The following is a 22018-nucleotide window of genomic DNA, read 5'->3' as shown; positions in this document are numbered from 1 at the left end:
CGGCTCATCCCTCCAGGTCGTCCCACGCGATCAGCGCGTCGCGCGCGACGTCGCGGCGCACCCGGCGCCCGACCAGCTTCGGCAGCTCGTTCGCGGGAATGCCGCTCCCGGGCTTCTTCGACCCGAGGTGCTCCGCCGCGAGCACCGTACCGGCCGCGAGGTCGCGGGCGGCGACGACGCTCTTCATGAAGATGCCGCGCAGCGACGTCACCGACTCGGGGAGCCGGGCCTTGTCGAGCGGGTGGCGACGCATCGCCTCGACGAAGCGGATGCCCTCGACCAGCTGCCGCAGCTCGGCGGTGGTCACCGAGGCGACGACGTCGGGCCCGAACATCTCGCGCGACAGCGTGACGTGCACCTCGACGAGCTCGCAGCCGACCTGCGCGGCGGCGATGCTCGGATAGATCGTCGCCGAGTGGTCGGAGAGCCCGACCGCGCATCCGTAGCGCGCGCGGAACTCGGGGAGCAGGTTCAGGCCGACGAGCTCGGGCGGGCACGGGTAGATCGACGTGCACTGCATCACCGCGAGCGGCACGCCCGCGGCCTGCACGCGCGCGACGGCCGCGTCGATCTCCTCGGGCGGGCTCATTCCGGTCGACAGCACGACGGGCTGCCCCGTCGCCGTCATCGCGTCGAGCAGCGCGAAGTTGTTGATCTCGCCGGACGCCACCTTCCAGCCGGCGACGCCGACGCGGACGAGCAGCTCGAGCGCCTCCATCGAGAAGGGCGAGCTCAGGAACAGGAGGCCTCGCTCGTCGGCGTGCGCGCGCAGCTCGCGCCACACGCTCTCGCTCCACTCCATGCGCCGCCAGTAGTCGAGCCGCGTCGCGTCCTGGCTGCTGAACGCCTTGCGCCACGGCTCGGCGGGCGTGCTCTCGGCGCTCGCGATGTGCGTCTGGAACTTGATCGCGTCGGCGCCCGCGTTCGCGGCCGCGTCGACGAAGGCGTGCGCCATGCCCGCGCTGCCGTCGTGCGTCTGGCTCACTTCGGCGATCACGGTGCACGCGCGCTCGCCCGGCCGCGGCGACGCGACCGGCGCGTGCAGCCACGTGGGCACGGGCGCTTCGGACGTGGACGGGACGGCGCTCATCGACCGCGGGACTCCGTCGCGAGGCGCGCGCTCCGCCGTGCGCGTGCGGGCCTCGCCCCGATCGGAAGGGATCGCGCGAACGTAGCGAAGCGGCCGGCGCTCACGAGGCGCCGCCCTCGCCGGCGCGCCGCGCGCGCTCCCAGAGGAGGTTGCAGAGCTCGAGATCGAACGGCTCGTCGATGCTCACGACCGTCCCCGCCACCGGGACGCCCGCCGCGCGCAGCGCGACGGTCTGCCCGAGCTCGACGACCGTCTCGCGCGTGGCCGCATAACAGACGCCGTTCCGGTACCAGGTCGCCGGGATCTCCTGGCGGTTCGCGATGCCGCGGCCGGCGGGCAGGTAGAAGCCGAGCTCGCCGTCCGGCCCGAGCGTCATCGCGCGCTCGGGGCGCAGGTGCGCGGGGATCTCGCTGACGCTCGCCGCGCTCCCGAAGCCGCCCTCGACCATCGCCGCGAGCGTGCGCTCGACGTCGCGCGGGTCGCGCAGGGGCGTCGTCGGCTGGAGCCAGAGGCCGACGTCGAAGGTGCGACCGAAGTGCGCCTCGCTCGCGAGCCACGCGTGGCGCCAGGCGTCGGCCGCCGACGCCGTGTCGCTCGCGAGCTCGGGCGGGCGCCGGAACGGGGCGGCGAGCCCGCCGCGCTCGCCCTCGGCCGCCATCGCGTCGTCGTCCGTGCTGATCGCGCTCGCGTCGATCCACGGCAGCGCGGCGATCGTCGCCGCCGCGTGCGCGATGAGCGAGCGGTCGCCGACGACCGCGAGGTTCTTGCGCGGGATGCCCTTGCTGCCGCCGCGCGCGGGCACGATCGCGAGCACCGACCTTCCGCGATACGCCACGCGCTCCTCCTCCCCGCGCCCCGGACGCGGGCGGCGGCGGAGCGTACCAGCGCCGACGCCCGGCGCTCGATCGACGCGGCCCCATGGGGCCGACGCGCGGCGGCGCGCGCGATCGCGGCGCGGGCCGTAGTCAGCACGCGGGCCTCGCGCTACTCACTGTCCGGCGCATCGGCACGGGGGGAGGTCGCGCTTGCTCCACATCGGCCCGGTTCGGATCGGCGGCGGCGCGCCGCTCGCCCTGATCGCGGGGCTCAACGTGCTGGAGTCGAGTCGCGACGCGATCGAGTTCGCGCTCGCGCTGCAGGCGCTGGCCGAGCGCCGCGCCATCCCGCTCGTCTTCAAGGCGTCCTGGGACAAGGCGAACCGCACGAGCCACGCCTCCTACCGCGGGCCGGGGCTCGACGAGGGCATCGAGATCCTGCGCGACGTGAAGCGCGCGACCGACCTCCCGCTCCTCACCGACGTCCACGAGCCGCACCAGGCCAAGCCGCTCGCCGCGGTCGTCGACTGCCTCCAGATCCCGGCCTTCCTCTGCCGCCAGACCGACCTGATCAAGGCGTGCGCGGCGACCGACCTGCCCCTCAACGTGAAGAAGGGGCAGTTCCTCGGGCCGCGCGACGTGCCCTACATCGTCGAGAAGATCCGGGCGTGGGGCCGCGGCGGCGTGATGCTGACCGAGCGAGGCACCTCGTTCGGGTACGACGACCTCGTCGTCGACATGCGCGCGCTCGCGCAGATGCGCGAGCACGCCCCGGTGTGCTTCGACGCGACGCACGCCGCGCAGCTCCCGAACGCGGGAACGGGCGTGTCGGGCGGCGACCGGCGCTTCGTGCCGCCGCTCGCGCGCGCGGCCGTCGCGGCGGGCGTCGACGCGGTCTTCCTCGAGGCGCATCCCGACCCGACGGCCGCGCCGTGCGACGGCCCGTGCCAGCTCGACCTGTCGGCGCTCGACGTGCTGCTCGGCCAGCTGCTCGCGATCGACGCGGCGCTGCGCGAGGGCCGCGCCTAGCTTCGCCCGGGCTCGCCGGCGGGCGCGCCCGGAGTCGCCTGCGGCAGCGCCGCGCGCAGCACGCGCTGCGCGTTGCGACCCATGACGCCGCGCACCTCCGCCTCCGAGAACCCCGCGCGCAGGAGCGCGTCCGTCACGTACACGAGCTCGCCCGGGCCGACGACGACGCTCGTCGCGCCGTCCCAGTCCGACCCGAGCGCCACGTGCTCGACGCCGACGACGTCGGCCGCGTGCCGGATCGCACGTGCGATGCCGTCGGGCGACGGGTCGCACACCGCGCCCTCGAAGAAGCCGATGCCGACGAGCCCGCCCGTCGCGGCGATCGCGCGCAGGTGCGCGTCCGACAGGTTGCGCGGCCCCGCGCACGTCGCCTGCACGCCCGTGTGCGACACGATCACGGGCGACTTCGCGCGCGCGAGCACGTCGTCGATGGTGGCCGGCGACGCGTGCGCGAGATCGATCACGAAGCCGATCTCCTGCATGCGGTCGACGACGCGCACGCCGAACGGCGTGAGCCCGCCCTTCTCCTCGCCGTGCGCGGAGCCCGCGACCTCGTTGTCGAAGAAGTGCGTGGGCGCGAGCATGCGATAGCCGTGGTCCCACAGCTCCTCGAGCGTCTCGAGCCGGCCCTCGAGCATGTGCAGGCCCTCGGCCGAGAGCATCACGCCCATCCCGCGCGCGCCCTTGCGGCGCGCGTAGAAGGCGGCGTCGACGTCCATGCCCGTGCGCACGGGCGTGACCGCGCCGACGCTGCGGGGCCCGAGGGCCTGGAAGCGCCTTCCGATGTAGAGCGCGCGCTCGCGCAGGCTCCACCACGTCGCGGGCGGCCAGCGCTGCACGATCGCGAGAGCGGTGATCATGTCGAACGCGTCCGCCGAGTTGCTCTCGAAGTTGAGGCCGCTCGGCGTCTTCGTGACGGCGCCGAGCACCTGCAGCGCGACGCGCGCATCGACGAGGCGCGGCACGTCGGTGTGGCCGCGGCTCGAGCGCACGAGCGGGTCGCGCCCCCACAGCAGCAGGTCGTCGTGGAGGTCGGCGATCCACAGCCGCTCGTGCAGCGCGCGCGCGGCCTCGGACGGCTCGGGCAGGTCGACCTCGAGCTTCTGGTTGAGGCCCGCCTCGATGCGCTCGGGGGCCACGACGAGGACGGTGGCGACGACGCCGGCGAGGACGACGACCAGCGCGGTGAGGGGAGCGAAGCGACGCATGCGGACCTCCGCGGCGGGCGCGCGGTGCGCCGCGCGCGTTCAGAACGACTGGCCGAAGCCGCGCAGCCGCAGCCCGAGCGCGAGCAGCAGCCCGCCGAGAGCCGCCGTCGCGAGCCATCCCGCGGCGGCGGGCGGCAGCGCGCCACCGTATCCCAGGCTCGTGCCGACGCCCGTGAGCAGCATGTAGGCGACGAAGGCCGCGACGCTGGCGACGAGCGTCGTCGTCGAGCTCGGGAACGGCGGGCCGGCGACGGCGAAGAGCAGCGCGAGCGCCGGCAGCAGGATGCACGCGAGCGGCGCGGCGAGCTTCGCGTGCAGGTCGGTGCGCAGCGCGCTCGCGTCGCGCCCGCCCTGCTCGAGCTCCGCGATGCGGCGGCGCAGCTCGCCGACGGGGTAGTGCATGGTGTCGACGTCCGAGCCGGCGTCCTCGCCGAGCTGCACGAAGGGCGTGGCGCCGCGGCGCTCGAGGCCGCCGTCGGTCACCTCGACGCGCGTCGCGTTCACGAGCCGCCAGACGCCGCCGCCGATGTGCTCCGCCTCGTCCGCGTCGATGCGCGCGCGCGGCGCGAAGCCGTCGCCGACCTCGTAGATCACGACGTCGCTCGCGTGCCCGATGTCGGCGTCGAGCTCGCCGAGCTCGTAGATCGCGGTGCCGACGCGGTACCAGACGGCGCTGCGCACGCCGCCGAGGTCCTTGATCTCGGTGGTCTTCAGGTAGTCGGCGAGCGCGTTCGTGCGGGGCACGACCTCGTTGTTGAGCACGAAGAAGAGCGGCGCGACGAGCACGCACAGCACGAGCACGGGACGCAGCGCGCGCGGCGCGGGGATGCCGCACGCGCGCATGCCCATGAGCTCGCCCTGCGCGGCGACGAGGCTCACGGTGAGCGCGGTCGCGACGAGCAGCGCCATCGGGACGACGCGCGACGCGAGCAGCGGCACGCGGGCGAGGTAGAAGCGCGCGATCTCGCCCGCGGTCGCGCCGTACCGGAAGAGCCACTGCAGGCGGTCGAGCACGTCGACGAGCAGGTAGGCGACGAGCAGCACGCCGAAGCACATCGCCGCCACCTGCACGAAGCGCGACGCGACGTAGCGCGCGAGCGCGAACCGCTTCGTGCGCAGCTCGCCGCGCGCCTCCGCACGCCGCACGCTGCGCTTCACGCGCTGCGTCGGACGGTCGGCGTCGCGCCCGAACGCGCTCTTGCCCGCGAGCCGCGCGAACATCGCGAGGCCGAGGGCGGCCATCACGAGGTTCGGGAGCCACGCTCCGAGCGCGATGCCGACGAGCCCGCGCTGGATCAGGCCGTCGCCGAGCTGCACGAGGCCGTAGTAGACGACCGTCGCGACGAGGCCGACGACGCCGCCGCCCGAGCGCGAGAACTGCGCGCGGCTCATGAAGAGCGGCATCACGAGGAAGCCGAACACGAGCGTCGCGAGCGGCAGCGCGAAGCGGCGGTGGATCTGGATCGCCGCCTGCTGCGCCATGTACGCGTCGTCGTGGCCCTCCATCGCGGCCATCGAGCCGAGCTCGCGCAGCGTGAGGCTCGCGAGCCGGTCCTCGCGGTCGCGCTGCAGCGGGAGGTCGGTCTCGGGCAGGAGCGTCGTCATCGTCTCGAACTCGAGCTTGCGCGGGGACGTGCGCGGATCGAGCAGGACGGTCGCGTTCTCGAGCGTGATGCGGACGCCGCCGCCCGGCTCGGGGTCGAGCGCGGCGCGCTGCGCGAAGACCGTCTCGCCGACGTCGGGCATCCAGAGCAGCACGCTCTCGAGCCGGTCGCCGCGCGGGTTCGCGACCTGCGCCTCGAGCTTCCAGTCGCCGAAGCGGTTCACGACGCCCGCCCGCACCTCGGCGCCCGGGTTCTCGAGCGAGATGCGCTCGAGCGACGCGTCGAGCGAGCGGCTCGCCCACGGCCCGAGCGCGAGCGACACGACGAGCCCGGCGCCCGTGAGCGCGGCCGCGAAGAGCGTCACCGGGAGCACGAGCGAGCGCGCCGAGACACCGCACGCCTCGAGCACGAGCAGCTCGAGGTCGGCACCGAGCCGCCCGAGAGCGACGAGCGCGCCCACCATCGTCGCGAACGGCAGCGTCGTCCCGATCAGCGGAACGGTCTGATAGAACGCCATCATCGCGACGACGCCGGCGCCGAAGCCGCGGTTGACGACCAGCTCCGTGTACCCGAGCAGGTCCTTCGTCAGGATCACGAGCGTGAGGCCGAGCAGCGCGAACAGCGTCGGGACCGCCATCTCGCGCAGCAGGTACCGGTAGAGCGTTCCCCGAGGGCGGCGGGGAGTCGTCTCGGTCACGCGCATCGACCGGGGCTTCCTCGGCGGGCCGCGACGGCCCGGGGCGTGGTGCAGAAATCACCCGAAGGGAGGGCGGATTGCTTGTCGGCCCGGGGCCATGGAGTACAGTCCGGCCCGCCTCCCCCCGTACCGTTCCGAATCGAGCATCCTAGGCTCGCACGCGCGGCCTCGGCAACGCCAAGGCCGGATGCGACGCGGGCGACGACGAACGGCGCGGAAGCGAGCGGGCCGGCGAGCACCACCCCGGGTGGCGCCCCGGGCGGCGGAATCGGAGTTCCATGAAGGCGATCATCCTGAGCGCGGGCCAGGGCCGGCGGCTGCTTCCCCTGACGGAGAGCCGCCCGAAGTGCCTGCTGCCCGTGCGCGGCTCCCAGCCGGTCCTCGAGGTCCAGCTGCGGGCCCTCGCGGCATGCGGCGTCGAGGAGGCGGTCGTGATGGTCGGCTTCGGCGCCGACCAGGTCGAGGCGTTCCTCGCCGGGACCCCGATCCCCGGCATCCGCGTCCGCACCTTCTACAACCCGTTCTTCGCGCAGAGCGACAACCTGGTCACCGTCTGGCTCGCGCGCCCCGAGATGGCCGACGAGTTCCTGATCCTGAACGGCGACACGCTGTTCGAGCCGGCCGTGCTCGAGAAGCTGCTCGCGTCGCCGCCCGCGCCGCTCACCGTCACGATCAACGAGAAGGCGCGCTACGACGACGACGACATGAAGGTGAAGCTCGCGGGCGGGCGGCGCCTGCAGGCGGTCGGCAAGAAGCTCACCGGCCCGATCGACGGCGAGTCGATCGGGCTCATGCGCTTCCAGGGCGAGGGCGGCGAGCGCTTCCGCGAAGCCCTCGACGCGGCCGTGCGCCGCAGCGCCGGCATGTCGGCCTGGTACCTGTCGGTCGTCGACGCGCTCGCGCCGTCGATGCGCATCGAGACCGCCTCGATCACGGGCTCGTGGTGGGGCGAGGTCGACTCGCCCGAGGATCTCACCGTCGTGCGCGAGGGGCTCGAGCGGCTCGACAAGCAGCGCCCCGCGCGCGCGCACGCGTCGCCGCGCGAGGAGCGCATCGGCCGCGCCTAACGCGCGCCGCCCCGGCTCCAGAACCGCACCAGTCTGTCGACGTGGAACGCGAGGCAGGCCGCCTGCCACGCGACGATCGCGTAGAAGCACGCACGCGCGGCCGCGAACGTCGCGTCGCCTCGCACGGCGTCGGCGGCGAGCGCGAGCGTGAAGAACGGCAGGTTCACGTTGCGTCGCGAGATGAACGTGCGCATGCGCTCGTCGAAGGGCGTGTAGCCGTGGATCGACTTGCCGTGCCGCGCCTTGAACACGCCGGCGACGATGCGATCGACGACGTAGAGCCCGAGCATCCACAGCGAGGCGCGCCACGCGAGCGGCGCCTGGCTCGCCTGCGCGAGCGCGTGGCCCCAGGCGAGGTACCAGATCGGCGGGTGCACGATGTCGAGCCCGTGGTCCATCACCTCGCCGAGCTTCGACGACGTGAACGTGACGCGCGCGAGCTTCCCGTCGACCGAGTCGAGCACGCTCATCAGGTACGCGAGCGCGAGGCCCGCGACCCACTCGCCGCGCGCGAAGTACGGAACGGCCGCGAACGTGGCCAGGATGTCGACCAGCGTGACCCAGTTCGGGTGCACGCGGAGCCGCGCGAGCGGCCGCACGAGCAGCCACACGAACGGCGGGTACACGTAGCGGGTCATGAAGTCGGTCGAGCCCTTGTAGTTCGACCAGAAGAGGAAGCGCTCGACGCGGCGGCGCTCGCCCTCGTCGCGCACCGGAACGACGTAGGGGGCGAGGTCGCGGCGCAGCATCGCGATGTAGCCGCGGAACTCGTCCTCGCGGAGCACGGCGGCGTCGCCGCTCGCGACGAGCGCGTCGAGCGCCGCGTCGATGCTCTCCCCGCGCAGCCCCACGCCCGGCTGGAGCAGCGCGAGCCGGCGGCGATCGGCGCCTTCGCCGGCGGCGAACACGCGCGAGCCGGAACCCTCCGCGAGCTGCGCGAGGATGCGCGCGTCGGCGACGGCGTCGCCGGGGGCGACGAGCACGGGCGCGCCCGTCCCGTCGGCGAGCAGCGCGGCGAGCTGCGCGACGGCCGCGGCGCTCGCGTCCTCGCTCTCGCCGGGAGTCGCGATCGAGATGCGGACGCGCGCGCGGAGGCTCGCCGGCAGCGCGAGGCCGGCGTCGTCGTGCGCGACCGCGACGACGACGGTGTCGACGTCGAGGCCCGCCTCGAGGGCGCCGAGTGCGTGGCGCTCCGCGAGCGGCATCCCGAAGACGCGTACGGCGCCCGCGCCCGCCGCGCGCGAGGACGCACCCGTCGCATCGATGAACAGCCGCACGCGCCCCCCCGCCCCGGCCGACGCGCGAGCGGCCGCCGGCGTCGACGCGGGCGGGCGAGCATAGGCGAGATCGCAGACGGTCGCGTCGTGCGCGCGCGGCGGGCGACTGCGGTACCACTCGGCGCGTGACACCCGCCGCCGATCCGCAGCCGTACGACGCCATCGTGCTCGCCGGCCGCCGCGCGGGCGAGGATCCGTTCGCCGAGAGTCACGGCGCCGCGCACCGCGCACTCGTGCCCGTCGCGGGCGAGCCGATGCTCGAGCGCGTGCTGCGCACGCTGCGCGCGCACCCGCGCATCGGCGCGATCCGCGTCAGCATCGACCGGCCCGAGCTCGTCGCCGCGGGCGACGCCGCGATCCTGCGCGCCGCGTCGTCGCCGAGCGAGAGCGTGCTGCAGGCGCTCGATGCGCGCGCGCGCGCGACGGCGCCGCGGCCCGTCCTGCTGACGACCGCGGACCACGCGCTGCTCGACGCCGACATCCTCGACGCGTTCCTCGCCGGGGCGGACGCGGCGGGCGCGGACGTGGCGGTCGGCGTCGTCCGCGAGGCGACGATCCGCGCGCGCTTCCCCGACACGCGGCGCACGTACCTGCGCTTCCGCGACGGCGGCGTCTCGGGCGCGAACCTCTTCGCGTTGCGCACGCCCGCGGCGCGGCGTGCCGTCGAGTTCTGGCGCCGCGTCGAGCGCGACCGCAAGCAGCCGTGGAAGCTCGCGCGCGCCTTCGGGCTCGGAACGCTCGCGCTGTTCGCGCTGCGCGTGCTCTCGCTCGAGGCCGCCTTCGCGCGCGCGTCGCGCGCGATCGGCGCCGAGGCCGCGCCCGTCGTGCTGCCGTTCGCCGACGCGGCGGTCGACGTCGACACGCCGGCCGACCTCGCGCTCGTCGAGCGCGTGATCGGCGAGCGCGGGCGCGCGGGCGCGCGCGTCGACGCCGCCGCGCCGCCCTCGCGCGCGCCTCGTTAGGCGCGGAGAGGCACGGGTACCGGCGCGGGGACGGACGCGAACGCGTGCTCGCGCTCGGGTGCCATGCAGCGGCGCGCGCGATCCCAGCCGCGGACCTCGACGCGAATCCGCACCTGCGCGCCGTCGCGCTCGATCCGGTAGAGGTGGTACTGCGCGCGCGCGGCGTCCTTCACGCCGACGTCGGACGCGGAGCGGGTGCCGCCGACGGCGATGGGCGCCCCGCGTCCCGGGATCTCGCCCAGCCACGTGCGATGGCGGTGACCGTGCACGACGAGCTCGGCACCCGCGCGCGCGAGCACGTGCTGGAGCGCGCGCCAGTCGCGCAGGCGTCGACGCCACGACACGCCCTCGTCGGTCGGCGGATGGTGCAATGCGACGACGCGCACGAGCCCGCGCTCGCCGAGCGCGCGCAGGCGCGCCTCGAGCCGCGCGAGCTGGCCCGCGCCGACTTCGCCGCTCGCGAGGAGCCACGCCGTCGGCCGCGCCGTGCACACGCCCACGATCGCGACGCCGTCGCGCACGCGCAGCGTCGGATACTCGCTCGCGCGCGGCGCGCGCGCGTCCGCCGCCGCCCCGTCCCCGCACAGATACGGCGCCCACGCGTCGACACCGACGTCGGAGGGAACGCGCACGTACGCGTCGTGGTTGCCGGGCACGACCGTGACCCACGTGGGGTCGCCGAGCTCGCGCAGCTGCGCGGCGGCCTCCGCGAACTCCTGGGGAAGACCGACGTTCGTGAGGTCGCCGGTGACGACGACGTGGTCGGGCGCGCACGCGCGCACGTCGTCGAACACGGCGCGGAGCACCTCGGGGCGGTGACGCTTGCGCCGCTTGCGAAGCCACGACTGCCACCCGAAGAAGCGCTTGTTCGCGAGTGCCGCGAGCGGTGCGCCCTCGAGCGTCGTCGCGTGCCAGTCGGAGATGTGCGCCAGGGTGAACACGTCGCGTCGTTCGCTCGCGCGCGAGCCTATCTCAGCCCCAGCGCGTGTGATAGGTTCCGCGCCGCCCTCCCCCGCACGAGCTCCGATGACACCCGACGAGTCCCACGCGCGGCCCCGACCGCGAGAGACGTCGCCCGCGAGCGGCGGGAGCGCGAGCGGTCTGCTCGCCGTGCTCGTCGACGCCGACGCCGCGCGCGCGCGCGCGTTCGGCCTCACGGCGAGCGAGCGGCTCGAGCGCGGACTCGCTCGCGCCGGCGTCGTGCACGTCGCGCGCGATCGCGACGGCGTCGTCCCCTCGCCTAGCGACGACCGCGTGCTGCTCGTCCGCGCGGACACGTTCTACGACGAGCGGCTCCTGCACGCGCTCGCCGCGGCGCCGGCCGGCACGCTGCTCGCGGGCGACGACGGGCGCCCGCTCGCCGTCGTCGCCGGGCCCGACCGCGCCGCCGCCGCGCGCGACGCGCTCGCCGGTGGCGCGCGCGCGGGCTTCGCGACGCTCGCCCCGGGCGATCTCGTTCCCGCCTACGACGAACGACTCCGCAAGCACCAGCCGCCCTTCGCGCTGCCCGCCGTCGACTCGAACGTGCGCGGCGTCGAGAACGAGATCTTCGCGGCGTCCTACAAGGGCGTCACCGATCTCGTCACGAAGTGGGTCTGGCCCGTGCCCGCGCGCGCCGCGGTGCGGGCATGCGTGCGACGCGGCATCACCCCCAACACCGTGACGGCGGTGAGCTACGCGCTCGCCATCGCCGTGATCGCGCTGTGGGCGGGCGGCGGACGCGGCTTCGCGCCCGGCCTCGCGCTCGCGTGGATCATGACGTTCCTCGACACCGTCGACGGCAAGCTCGCGCGCTGCACGCTCACGTCGTCGCGCTTCGGGCACGTGCTCGATCACGGGCTCGACCTCGTCCACCCCCCGCTGTGGTGGGCCGCGTGGGCGTGGGGGCTCGCGCAGGGCGAGCCCGGCTTCGGAGCGCAGCTCGCGACCGTGTGGATCGTCGTCGGTGGCTACGTCGTCGGCCGTCTCCTCGAAGGCGTCTTCCTGCTGCTCTTCGAGATGGAGATGTTCACGTGGCGGCCGTTCGACGGGTGGTTCCGGCAGGTGATCGCACGGCGCAACCCGAACCTGCTGCTGCTCTCCGCCGGGCTCGCTTTCGCGTCACCGCAAGCGGGCCTCCGCGCGATCGCGCTGTGGACGCTCGGGAGCATCGCCATCCAGCTCGTCCGCATCGCGCAGGCGCTCGCGCTGCGCGCGCGGGGCACGCGGATCCGTCCGTGGTACGAAGAGGGCGCGAGCGTCGCGACGGCGGCGCGCTGAATCGGGTGCGCGTGCGCCCGTCGGAGGCCGCCATGCCCGCGCCCCGCGAGACCACAGGCCGGCGATCGCGCCGGCGCGCCGCCGCGCCCACCCGCCTGCTCGCACTGCTCCTGACCGCACTCCCCGCGTTCGCGAACGGCGACCCGAGCGGCGCCGACGCGCTTCCGCAGCCCGACCCCGCCGTGCGCCGCGGCGGCGACCAGGCGAGCGACGAGTACCAGCTCATCGCGAGCTTCGACGACGGCGGCCTGCTGCTCGCGCGCATCCTCGTGACGAACGCGGGCCCGGGCGAGCGCAACGCCGTCGCGTCCGGGCTCTGGGTCGACCGCGACGAGCGCGTGCACGCGTTCGACAACGTGCGCAGGAGCGACGAGTGGGAGCTCTCCGCCGATCGCCGCCGGCTCGACATCGGGACGACGCATCTCGACCTCTCGCGCGACTACGCGCGCTATCGCATCGACAAGAGCCGCATCCGCGTCGATCTGCAGCTCCCGCTCGAGGCGCGCGCCGCACTGCCGGCCGACTTCGAGCCGCCCGGCGCGCAGAGCGAGCTGCTCGCGACGCTGGTTCCGATCGTGGGGACGATCCAGCTGCGCGAGTGGGCGACGCCGCGCACGGTCGCGGGAACGGCGAGCCTGCTCCACGCGTGGTCGCCGGACGCGGCGTTCGGCGGCGCGCGGCGCGTGTCGGCCGTCGGCGTCGACCGCGACGGCCGCGCTTCCGCGCTCGTGCTCCAGTGGCAGCGCCCCGGCGGGGAAGGCCGCGCCTGGATGGCCATCGCGCGCGAGGACGACGCCCCCACTGCGTACGCGAACCTCGAAGCGACGGCGGAGGGCGCGCTCTCGGGCGCCTCCACGCGCGGCTATCCCGTCCCCGCCGTGCTCGCGCTGCGCGGGCCCGACGTCGAAGGCTCGGTGAAGGCGTCTTCACCGCTCTTCGAGCAGGACTTCCTGAAGGCTTTTCCCCAACCCCTCCGCACCGTCATGTCGATGGCGCTCGACGTCCGCCCCTACCGGGTGTGGGCGAGATCGGTGATCGACGTTACGCTGCGCGCCAGCTCTGGAGGGGGCCCCCACCGGTTCCAGGGTGAGGGATCCACGGCTACCTCGTTCTCCGACACCTTTTCCGGCCGCTGACCCGGGAACCAACGCCGCGCACCACGCCTTCGGCGTCCGCGCATCGCGCTCGTTTCCGCATCCGTCCGCGCCGCTGGTCACAGCAGGGTCGAGCTTTGGCTTTGCGTATCGGCTTGCTCAACAACCTCCGCGCGGGTCGCAGCGACAAGCAGGTCTGGCGCCTCCTCCAGCTGATCCGCAACTACCCGGAGGTCGTGCACGTCGAGACCGACCACGCGAGCGCCGTGCCCGAGGCCCTCTCCGACCTCTCGCGCCAGGAAGTCGACCTGCTCGTCGTCAACGGCGGCGACGGCACCCTCGCCCACGCGCTGACCGAGATCCTCGAGCACGGCGTCTTCGACGGCCGCGTCCCGATGATCGCCGTGCTGCGCGGCGGCCGGACCAACACCACGGCGCTCGACATCGGCGCCCACCGCGACCCGGTCCGCAGCCTCGAGACGGTGATCCAGGCCGCCCGCCAGGGTCGGCTCGAGGAGCGCATCCGGCGCCGCGACGTCCTGCGCGTCGAGTCCGACGGCGAGGTGCGCTGCGGAATGTTCTTCGGCGGCGGCGTCATCTACCGCGGGATCGAGCTCGTGCACTCGTCGTTCCCGCAGGGCCGGGCGCGCGGCGTCTTCGGCTCGACGACGGTGATCGGCGCGCTCGTCGGCAAGCTCCTGCTCGGCGGCACGGACGGCATGGTCGCGCCCGACAAGGCGCAGGTGCACCTCGACGGCGAGCTGATCGCCCCGGGCGAGTTCACGCTCTTCATGGCGTCGACGCTGCCGCAGCTCTTCGCGCGGCTGCGCCCCTTCTGGGGCGAGGGCCCGGGCGGCGTGCGCTTCACGGGCCTCGCGAGCGATGCCCGCCACCGCGCGCGCACGGTGCCCGGACTGCTCTTCGGGCACCCGAACGTCCACGCGACCGAGGACAACGGCTATCTGAGCCGCAACTGCAAGCGCGCCGAGCTGCGCTTCGACTGCGGCTTCACGATCGACGGCGAGCAGTGCGCTCCGCGTGTCGGCCGCACGCTCTCGATCACCGCCGAGAACAACGTCCGCTTCGTCCGGGCCTAGGAACGCGCGCTCCGTGGCCGGCGCGCGCGACGCGCTCGTCGAGCTCGTCCGCCCGGAGCTCGCGCGGCCCGCGCCTCCCGCGGCCGCGGCGCTCGCACGCGCGATCGTCGAGCGTCACGGCGCGTGCGTCGCCGCCGTCCTCTTCTACGGCTCGTGCCTCCGCAAGGCGACGCACGAGGGCGTCCTCGACTTCTACGTCGTCGTCGACGACTACCGCTCGACCTACGGCGCGGGCTGGCTCGCGTTCGCGAACGCGTGCCTGCCGCCGAACGTGTTCTACCTCGAGACGCGCGCCGCCCTCGCGCCCGGCGAGGAGCCCGTCGACGTGCGCTGCAAGTACGCGGTCCTCTCGGCGGCGGCATTCGAGCGGCTCGCGGGCGAGCGAGCGCTCCATCCCTACATCTGGGCGCGCTTCGCGCAGCCGGCGCTGATCGCCTGGGCGCGCGACGCGCGCGCGCGCGAGCGCGCGACGGCGGCCGTCGCCGAAGCGGTGCGGACGTTCGCGCTGCGTATGGCGCCGCTCATGCCGGCGGCCGCGGGCAGCCCGCGCCTGCAGCGCTTCTCGCTCGCCGCGTTCTGGCAGCAGGCCTTCGCGCGCACGTACTCGACCGAGTTCCGCAGCGAGTCGCCCGAGACGATCCGCTCGCACTGGGAGGCCGCGCCGGAGCGCTACGAGCGCGCCGCGCACGCCGCGCTCGCGTCGCTCGCCGAGGACGGGCGCATCGCGCGCTTCACGGCGTTCGCGGGGGCGGTCGAGGTGGAGAGCCGGCCCGCGGCGCGCCGCGCGGCGCGGCTCCGCTGGCAGGCGATGCGCCCCGTCTGCAAAGCGCTCGCCGCGCTGCGACTGCTGAAGACGGCGACGACGTTCGGGGACTGGCTGCCCTACGCGCTCTGGAAGGTGGAGCGCCACTCGGGCGTGCGCACCGAGCTCACGGAGCGCCAGCGGCGCCACCCGCTGCTGTTCGGATGGCCCGTGATCTTCCGGCTGCTCGGACGCCGCGCGCTGCGCTGAGGGCGCGGCGCTCGCTAGGCCGGCGCCTTCGACCAGAGGTGCTTCACGGCCGCGAGCACGCCCTCGGCCTCGGTCCGGTGGTAGGGCGCCTCCTGCGGCAGCTCGCGAACGAGCTTTCGGTGGAGCGTGCCGAGCGCGTGGTAGGGAACCGCGGGCAGGAAGTGGTGCAGCGCGTGGTAGCGGAGCCCGACGGGCGCGACGAGCGCCGTCAGGATCGGGAGCCCGCGCAGATTGATCGAGTCGAGCACCTGATCGACCGTCCCGCACTGGCTGCCGTCGCGCTCGTAGCGATGCGCGGCGAGCGTGCGGACCTGGTTGATGAGCAGGATGCCGCCCGTCATGCACACCCACGTCGCCCAGAACGGAAGACCGATCCAGCCCATCGCCCACGCGCCGACGGCGAGCCAGAACACGACGCCGAGCGCCGTCTCCTGGCGCACCCAGCGCCGCGCGGCCGAGCCCTTCGGCATCGGGCGGCGGTACTGCGGGTTGATGCCGAGCGTCGACAGCCGCTCGACGACGAGCCGGCGGAGCGGCGGGAACAGGTAGGAGAGCGGCGCGAGCACGCCCCAGCGCAGCGGCAGGACGAGCGGCACGAACGCGACGCTCACGACGAAGCGCACGATGCGCCAGCGGCTGTAGCTCGCGATGAACGCGTACTCGGGGTCGTCGACGGTTCCGAACGCCGTTCGCTTGTGGTGGTCGTTGTGCGAGCCCACGTACATCAGGCTCGGCACCTGGAGCGGCGCACCGACGAGCGCGTGCCACGCGACCTCGAAGCCCGGGAGCGCATCGGGAGCGAGGTGTGTGAGCTCGTGGATGAACAGGACGGAGCGCAGATGCGCGAAGATCGCGATGCCGAGGCAGAGGCCCCAGGCCGCCGAGCCGAGCGGCTGGGCGAGCGCCTCCGCGAAGGCCGCCCACCCGACCGCCGCCGAGGCGAGCATGTCGGTCCAGTAGATCCAGGGTCGGGGACGGAACGCGTTCCCGTAGCGCCGACGGATGTCGGCCGCATCGAAACCCTGCGTCGACGAATGCGCCGACGTCTCGACGACGCCCTGCATCAGGTTCCAAGCCCTCTCTTCACGAGACCGTCGCTGTCGGATTGGCCGCCGGGCTCCACCATCATCCGCTCCGGCGGCCGCGAACCATAACGGACGGCCGCACCATCGACTACTGGCGGAAAAACCTTTTGGGGGCGATCGCCTACGCTCCGGATTGCTGCATCCCGGCGGGCGCGCGCCTCAGCCCTCGTCCTCGACCTCGCCGATCATCGGCCGCAGCCCGCGCGCCTTCCAGTCGACCCAGCGCCCGTGCGGGTGGGCCTCGGCGAGCAGCTCGTCGCGCCGCCCGGCGGCATCCCAGCTGCGCAGCCGCAGGCGGAACACGAGCTCCTCCTGCTCGAGCCGCAGCCACGCGAGCGGCATGGCCATGCGCGCCTCGCGTCCCGCGGCGTCGAGCATCGCCTCGAGCTCGGCGCGATCCGCGGCGGACAGGTACTGCTGGAACACGGAGTGGAACACGACGGTCGCGCGGCCGGGCCGCCGGTCCGCGAGCCGGTCGGCGAGCCAGTCGAGCGCATCGTCGCGGTCGATCGCGACCGGGTGTGCGCGCGCAACGTCGATGGCCGCGCGCAGACGATCGAAGCGATCGCGATCGTCCGGCCACACGTACGAGCACAGGCGCACGGCCTGCTCCGGGTCTGCGACGTCGATGGGCGCGAGGTCGCAACCCGCGCGCTCGGCGATCTCGAAGTCCCGCGCGGCGGGTGTCAGGAAGTCGCCCACCCAGCGCGGGTGCACGAAGACGGGCGAGCGCGCGTCGCCCCACTCGAAGATCCCGAGCCGGTAGCGATAGCGGTCGAAGCGCAGGTTGAGGCCGGCGCTCGCCCCGAGCTCGAGCAGCTGCAGCGGGAGGTTCGCGCGCTTCCAGACCGTCAGGAAGCCGCCGAACAGCGCGCCCGACCGCGCCACCTCGTTGGTCTGCGGATCGACCGCGAGCTGGGGGCGAAGCCGCGCCGACTTCTCCGCGACGAGCGCGAGCATGCAGTCGCCCGCGGCGTCCGCATCGCGCGAGCCGGGTGCGGCGTCGAAGCGGCCCCCGACGCTCGCACAGTAGGCCGCGAGGTCGTGCGCCTCGTCGGTCAGGACGAGCCGGTGCAGCCCCGCGAGCAGCCGCAGCGGCAGTGCGGCGCGCAGCGGATCGTCGACGACGTCGCCCAGGAGCGCGGCGACCGGGCCGCCGTCGCGGATGTCCTCGCGCGCGCGATCGAGCAGCGCGGCGGCGAGCGGCGCGCCGAGGCCGCGGCACGCCTGCGCCTGGAAGTGGAAGGCTTCGAGGAGGGCTCCGGTGCGTGCCGCGGCCACGGCGTCGGTGTAGCGCGCGCGCGTGGTAGCGTCGCGCGCGAGCCGCGCGCGGAGGGGACATGCAGGCAGCGGAGAACGTCCTCGTCACGGGGGCCTCGTCGGGCATCGGCGCGGAGACGGCGCGCTTCCTCGCGCGGCGCGGCCTCCGCGTCTTCGGCACGAGCCGCCGCGAGCGCGCGCCGTCGCCCGACGCCGACGGCGTCGAGTGGCTCGCGCTCGACGTGACGGACGACGCGTCGGTTTCCCGCGCCGTCGCCGCGATGCGCGCCGCGACGGGCGCGATCGACGCGGTCGTCTGCAACGCCGGCATGAGCATCTTCGGGAGCGTCGAGGAGACCGACGTCGACGCCGCGCGCCGCCAGCTCGACACGAACTACTTCGGCGTGCTGCGCGTCCTGCGCGCCGTCCTGCCCGCGATGCGCGAGCGCGGCCGCGGGCGCGTCGTGCTCGTCGGCTCGCTCGCCGGGCGCGCGCCGATCCCGTTCCAGTCGCACTACTCGTCGAGCAAGGCCGCGATCGACGCGCTCGCGCTCGCGCTGCGCAACGAGGTCGGGCCGCTCGGCATCGGCGTCACGCTCGTCGAGCCGGGCGACATCGCGACGCCCTTCAACGACGCGATGGACTGGGGCGACCCATCCTCCTCCGTGTACGGCGCGCGCATCCGCGCCTGCGAGGAGCACATCCGCACGAGCCTGCCGAAGGCGCCGCCGCCGATCGTCGTCGCGCGCGCGATCCACCGCGCGCTCGTCGCGCGGCGCCCGCGCGTCCGCCACGCGGTCGGCGACGCGTCGTGGCTCGTGCCGATCGGACGACGGCTGCTCCCCGACGGCATCAGCGTCGAGCTCATCCGGCGCACGTTCGGCGTCTAGGTCGGCGGTCCGGGAGGCGGCATGCGCTCGAGCTTCTGGGACGCCATGCACGAGGACTTCGAGGACGAGGTCTTCGACCCGGTCGGCAGCGACGTGCGCGGCGCATTCCGGCGCGCGCTCCGCGCCCATGCGGGACGCGCGCGCCTCGCGTGCGACTACGGCTGCGGCACGGGGCGCCAGCTGCCGCGGCTCGCGCGGCGCTTCGAGCGCGTCGTCGGGCTCGACTTCGCGCCGAAGCTGCTCGCCGTCGCGCGCGAGCGCGCGAAGCGCCTGCCGAACGTCGAGCTGCGGCGCGCCGACCTGCGGCGGCCCGTCGCCGGGCTGCGCGGCGTCGAGCTCGGCATCTGCGTGAACGCGTGGATCATGCCCTCGCACGAGGATCGCGCGCGCATGCTCCGCCACGTGCGCGCGACGCTCGCGCCGCGCGCGCCGCTCCTGCTCGTCGTCCCGTCGCTCGAAGCGGCGCTGTGGGTGAACGAGCGGCTCGTCGCCTGGAACCGCCGCTCCGGGCTGCGCGGCGCCGCCCTGCTGCGGGAGGGCATCGCGCCGACGGCCGCCGCCGCGCGCGACCTGCTGCACGGCGTGATCGACCTCGACGGCTCCCGCACGAAGCACTTCCTGCGCGGCGAGGCGCTCGGCGCGCTCGACGACGCGGGCTTCGACGTCGTCGAGGAGGCGCGCGTCGAGTATCCGTGGAGCGCGTACTTCGAGCTGCCGGGCGGGCGGGCGCCGCGCCTGCTGCGCGACCCCCTCCCCTGGGACTGGCTGTTCGTCGCGCGCCGCCGCGCGCGGCGACGCTAGGCGAGCCCGCGCGCGGCGCGCGGCGCCGACGCCCTCACTTCGCGACGCTGTCGGGGCGGTCGAAGCCGTACGGGCGGTAGATTCCCGCGATCAGGTTCTCGTGCATGCCGTAGCCGACGTCGCCGTCGCTCGCGTCGAAGCGCGAGAGCGTCTCGTTCAGGCCGAACGTCCGGGCGCGCGCCTGCGGCGTCGACGCGTCGTACTCGAAGCCCTGGACGACGAGCGGGCCCTGGTACATCCCGTGCGCCCAGTCGGGCTGCGGCATGTAGCCGCTTCCCATGCCGAGGTTCACGGTGCGCAGCGGCGTCGTCTTCACGGTGAGCGGCGAGTGCGCGAAGCCGATGGTCGCGCCGGCGACCTCGCGCGTGCCTGGGTGATAGGTCATGCGGTGCGTCGGCGAGCCGAGCAGCTCGTGCGGCGCGTCGATGCCGAAGTTCGGGACCTTCACGGCCTCCTCGAGCGTGCGCTCTCCGTCCGGTCCCTCCTCGATGTAGACCTTGAGCAGGTAGTCGTCGAACTGCATGGGCAGCCAGTTGTGGAAGAAGCCCGCCGCGCGGGGCTCGTTCGCGCGGATGCCGGGCGCCTCGGGCTCGCCGACCGGACGCACGCCCCACGAGCGATCGCGCGCGCCCTTCCAGCGGTCGGGCTGCACGTCGTAGGTGCGGCCCGCCACCGTGAGCGTCCCGCCGTAGCCGCCCACCTGTGCGAAGCGCGTCGTCTCGTACGTCGTGCGCACGAACGACTTCTTCACGGTCTTCGGCTCGAGCAGCGCTTCGTGCACGCCGTCGAAGACGACGTCGAACGCGACGCCCCACTCGTTCTCCTCGCAGACGAGCCGCAGCCGGCGCAGCCCCTCGAGCACCTCGAACCGGAACGGCCCGACCGAGGTGTCCATGCGATCGCTGCCGAGCTCGCGCGACGCGCGCACCGTGTACTGCCGGTCGCCGTGCGAGACGCACACGAAGGCGTCGGTGACCCCGAGGTTCGGGTACTGCCCGAGCCCGGTCACGAGGAACAGCTCGTCGCTCGACGCGTGGAGGTTGAAGTAGTAGCGGTCGTAGAAGTTGCGATCGCTCGTGAAGACGTGATCGACGGGGTCGGTGGTCTGGTGCACGAGGTAGTCGTCGAGCGGTCCGAGCGGCATCGTTCCTCCTGGGCTCGCGCGGCGGCGCGGCCGCGTGCAGCGGGCGATCCTACGCGCGCGGGCGCGGCGACGGGAGCCTTTACCCGCCTGCGCGCCGCGGGCATGATCGCGCGATGCGCCGCATCTCCGTCGCGCTCGCCGTGCTCGCCGTGCTCGCGGCCGCCGGCGTCGTCGCCGTCCTCTGGGCCGCCGAGCACGCGCTCTACCCCGAGTGGTACGTGCACAGCACGCCCGAGGAGGGCCTCGTCGACGCGAGCGACCGCGCGGAGTGGTGGGGCACGGGCCTGCACGACCCGCGCATCGACTACGGCATCCCGTTCGAGGACGTCGAGTTCGCCGGGCCGGGCGGCTCGACGCTGCGCGGGTGGTGGGTGCCGGGGAGGCCGCTCGCGCGCATCGGCGTCGTCACCGTCCACGGCGCGGGCGGCGACCGCCGCGACTTCCTCCGCCACCTTCCCCTCCTGCGCGGCGCCGGCTATCCGGTCCTGATGTTCGACTGCCGCGAGCACGGCACGAGCGACGGCGCCGCGCGCGGCGTGTCGTTCGGCGTGCGCGAGCACGAGGACGTGTCGGCCGCCGTTCGCCACGCGAAGGAGGTGCGCGGCCTCGAGCGCGTGGTCGTGATCGGGACGTCGCAGGGCGCGGCGAGCGCGCTGCTCGCGGCGGCGAGCGACCCGGCGATCGACGGCGTCGTCGCGATCAACGCGTTCACCGACATCCCGGCGATGGTCGAGTCGGGCGGTCGCACCTACGGCATGACGGGGCCGCTCGGCCGCGCGTTCCTGCGCGCCGTCGGGCACGCCGTCGTCTGGCGGCTCGGCGCGAGCGCGCTGCCGACACCGCTCGAGGCGGTGCAGCGGATCGCGCCGCGCCCGCTGCTGCTCGCGCACGGCACCGACGACGCGCTGATCGACGTCGCGCACACGCGCGCGCTCGCCGCCGCCGCCCCCGGCGCCGAGCTCTGGATCCTCGACGGCGCGACGCACTCCGCGCTCGTCGACCGCGACCCCGCGGAGTGGTCGCGCCGCGTGCTCGGCTTCATCGCGCGCAACGTCGGGCGGCCGCTCGTCGAGAGCGAGGCGCTCTCGGACGCGGGCTGACCGGCGGGCGCCCGGCCCTTCTCAGCGCGGCGCCCCGTGTGACAGACTCCGCGCGCGCTCGAGGGAGGACGCCGATGCTTCGCTTCAACCACATGGAGCTGACCGTGCCGAAGGGCGCGCTCGACGCCTCGCGCGACGAGATCAAGCGCTTCTACGGCGAGGTGTTCGGGTTCGAGTCGCTCGACGTCCCGATCCTCAAGCAGACGGGCCTGCTGCTGCGCACCGACCCCGACACGAGCCAGTTCCTCCTCGTGACCGAGCAGCGCCAGCACCTGCAATGCCCGGGCTTCGACCACCTGGGCTTCCTCTACGAGACGCGCGCCGAGGTCGACGCGCTGCTCGAGGAGTGCAGGAAGCGCCGCGAGCGCGACCCGCGCGTCGAGATCAAGGAGTACGACGACCTCGTCACCGGCGGGACGACCGTGCGCGCCTTCTACGTGCGCTTCCTGCTCCCCATCTGGTTCGACGTGCAGTGCATCGAGCACGACGCCGGGAGCGAGCCCGCGCGGCGCTGGCGGCTCGCCTAG

20 protein-coding genes are annotated in these 22018 nt (G+C 74.4%); 11 read left to right on the top strand and 9 right to left on the bottom strand.

Annotation, left to right across the window (positions count from 1 at the left end):
- Positions 1-4: 4 nt before the first annotated feature.
- Positions 5-1090: an N-acetylneuraminate synthase family protein gene (locus R3E88_05245; GenBank protein ID MEZ4215863.1), complete on the bottom strand. Its 1086-nt coding sequence runs from the start codon at positions 1088-1090 to the stop codon at positions 5-7.
- A gap of 100 nt (positions 1091-1190) precedes the next feature.
- Positions 1191-1925 (bottom strand): hypothetical protein, encoded by a 735-nt coding sequence (locus tag R3E88_05240; protein ID MEZ4215862.1) that lies wholly within the window; start codon positions 1923-1925, stop codon positions 1191-1193.
- Between the two features lie 190 nt (positions 1926-2115).
- Here R3E88_05240 and kdsA point away from each other — a divergent pair, with 190 nt between their 5' ends.
- A complete protein-coding gene (gene kdsA / locus R3E88_05235; protein ID MEZ4215861.1) occupies positions 2116-2934 on the top strand; it encodes a 3-deoxy-8-phosphooctulonate synthase in 819 nt (272 codons plus the stop codon).
- Here kdsA and R3E88_05230 read toward each other — a convergent pair.
- Entirely contained in the window at positions 2931-4142 is a 1212-nt protein-coding gene (locus tag R3E88_05230; protein MEZ4215860.1) for a membrane dipeptidase, read from the bottom strand. The genes kdsA and R3E88_05230 overlap by 4 nt on opposite strands.
- 39 nt (positions 4143-4181) lie before the next feature.
- Positions 4182-6449: an LptF/LptG family permease gene (locus R3E88_05225; GenBank protein MEZ4215859.1), complete on the bottom strand. Its 2268-nt coding sequence runs from the start codon at positions 6447-6449 to the stop codon at positions 4182-4184.
- 272 nt (positions 6450-6721) lie between these two features.
- Between R3E88_05225 and R3E88_05220 the strand changes: the two genes are divergently transcribed.
- Positions 6722-7510 (top strand): phosphocholine cytidylyltransferase family protein, encoded by a 789-nt coding sequence (locus tag R3E88_05220; protein ID MEZ4215858.1) that lies wholly within the window; start codon positions 6722-6724, stop codon positions 7508-7510.
- Here the strand turns inward: R3E88_05220 and R3E88_05215 are convergent.
- Entirely contained in the window at positions 7507-8787 is a 1281-nt protein-coding gene (locus R3E88_05215; protein MEZ4215857.1) for a CDP-alcohol phosphatidyltransferase family protein, read from the bottom strand. The genes R3E88_05220 and R3E88_05215 overlap by 4 nt on opposite strands.
- 125 nt (positions 8788-8912) lie before the next feature.
- Between R3E88_05215 and R3E88_05210 the strand changes: the two genes are divergently transcribed.
- The gene (locus R3E88_05210; protein ID MEZ4215856.1) at positions 8913-9749 is read left to right on the top strand and encodes an NTP transferase domain-containing protein; all 837 of its coding nucleotides are present in this window, start codon (positions 8913-8915) and stop codon (positions 9747-9749) included.
- Here R3E88_05210 and R3E88_05205 read toward each other — a convergent pair.
- Entirely contained in the window at positions 9746-10690 is a 945-nt protein-coding gene (locus R3E88_05205) for a metallophosphoesterase (protein ID MEZ4215855.1), read from the bottom strand. The two genes, R3E88_05210 and R3E88_05205, sit on opposite strands and share 4 nt — an antisense overlap.
- Before the next feature lie 85 nt (positions 10691-10775).
- Between R3E88_05205 and R3E88_05200 the strand changes: the two genes are divergently transcribed.
- The 4 genes from R3E88_05200 (at position 10776) to R3E88_05185 (ending at position 15211) form a co-directional block, all read left to right on the top strand.
- Positions 10776-12008 (top strand): CDP-alcohol phosphatidyltransferase family protein, encoded by a 1233-nt coding sequence (locus R3E88_05200; GenBank protein ID MEZ4215854.1) that lies wholly within the window; start codon positions 10776-10778, stop codon positions 12006-12008.
- Between the two features lie 32 nt (positions 12009-12040).
- Entirely contained in the window at positions 12041-13144 is a 1104-nt protein-coding gene (locus R3E88_05195) for a hypothetical protein (protein MEZ4215853.1), read from the top strand.
- Positions 13145-13245: 101 nt separating this feature from the next.
- Positions 13246-14199, top strand: coding sequence for a diacylglycerol kinase family protein (locus R3E88_05190; protein MEZ4215852.1), 954 nt, complete (start codon positions 13246-13248; stop codon positions 14197-14199).
- A gap of 13 nt (positions 14200-14212) precedes the next feature.
- Complete coding sequence (locus tag R3E88_05185) at positions 14213-15211, top strand: hypothetical protein (protein MEZ4215851.1); 999 nt, start codon at positions 14213-14215, stop codon at positions 15209-15211.
- 14 nt (positions 15212-15225) lie between these two features.
- On the opposite strand, the gene R3E88_05180 is transcribed toward R3E88_05185, so the two are convergent.
- Together R3E88_05180 and R3E88_05175 are read right to left on the bottom strand one after the other, a co-directional pair.
- Positions 15226-16275, bottom strand: a complete 1050-nt coding sequence (locus R3E88_05180) for a fatty acid desaturase (protein MEZ4215850.1) — start codon at positions 16273-16275, stop codon at positions 15226-15228.
- 180 nt (positions 16276-16455) lie between these two features.
- Positions 16456-17577: a DUF2332 family protein gene (locus R3E88_05175; protein ID MEZ4215849.1), complete on the bottom strand. Its 1122-nt coding sequence runs from the start codon at positions 17575-17577 to the stop codon at positions 16456-16458.
- A 59-nt stretch (positions 17578-17636) separates the two neighbouring features.
- On the opposite strand from R3E88_05175, the gene R3E88_05170 reads away from it, so the two are divergent.
- Together R3E88_05170 and R3E88_05165 are read left to right on the top strand one after the other, a co-directional pair.
- Positions 17637-18446: an SDR family oxidoreductase gene (locus R3E88_05170; GenBank protein ID MEZ4215848.1), complete on the top strand. Its 810-nt coding sequence runs from the start codon at positions 17637-17639 to the stop codon at positions 18444-18446.
- A gap of 21 nt (positions 18447-18467) precedes the next feature.
- Entirely contained in the window at positions 18468-19247 is a 780-nt protein-coding gene (locus tag R3E88_05165; protein ID MEZ4215847.1) for a methyltransferase domain-containing protein, read from the top strand.
- A 34-nt stretch (positions 19248-19281) separates the two neighbouring features.
- Here R3E88_05165 and R3E88_05160 read toward each other — a convergent pair whose 3' ends face one another.
- Entirely contained in the window at positions 19282-20391 is a 1110-nt protein-coding gene (locus R3E88_05160; protein ID MEZ4215846.1) for a hypothetical protein, read from the bottom strand.
- 113 nt (positions 20392-20504) lie between these two features.
- Between R3E88_05160 and R3E88_05155 the strand changes: the two genes are divergently transcribed.
- Both R3E88_05155 and R3E88_05150 read left to right on the top strand, forming a co-directional pair.
- Positions 20505-21491: an alpha/beta fold hydrolase gene (locus R3E88_05155; GenBank protein ID MEZ4215845.1), complete on the top strand. Its 987-nt coding sequence runs from the start codon at positions 20505-20507 to the stop codon at positions 21489-21491.
- Between the two features lie 74 nt (positions 21492-21565).
- Positions 21566-22018, top strand: coding sequence for a hypothetical protein (locus R3E88_05150; GenBank protein ID MEZ4215844.1), 453 nt, complete (start codon positions 21566-21568; stop codon positions 22016-22018).

It is taken from the genome of Myxococcota bacterium (assembly GCA_041389495.1).
GTDB lineage: Bacteria > Myxococcota_A > UBA9160 > UBA9160 > UBA4427 > JAWKRT01.
This window is presented reverse-complemented; position numbering and strand designations above follow the sequence as displayed.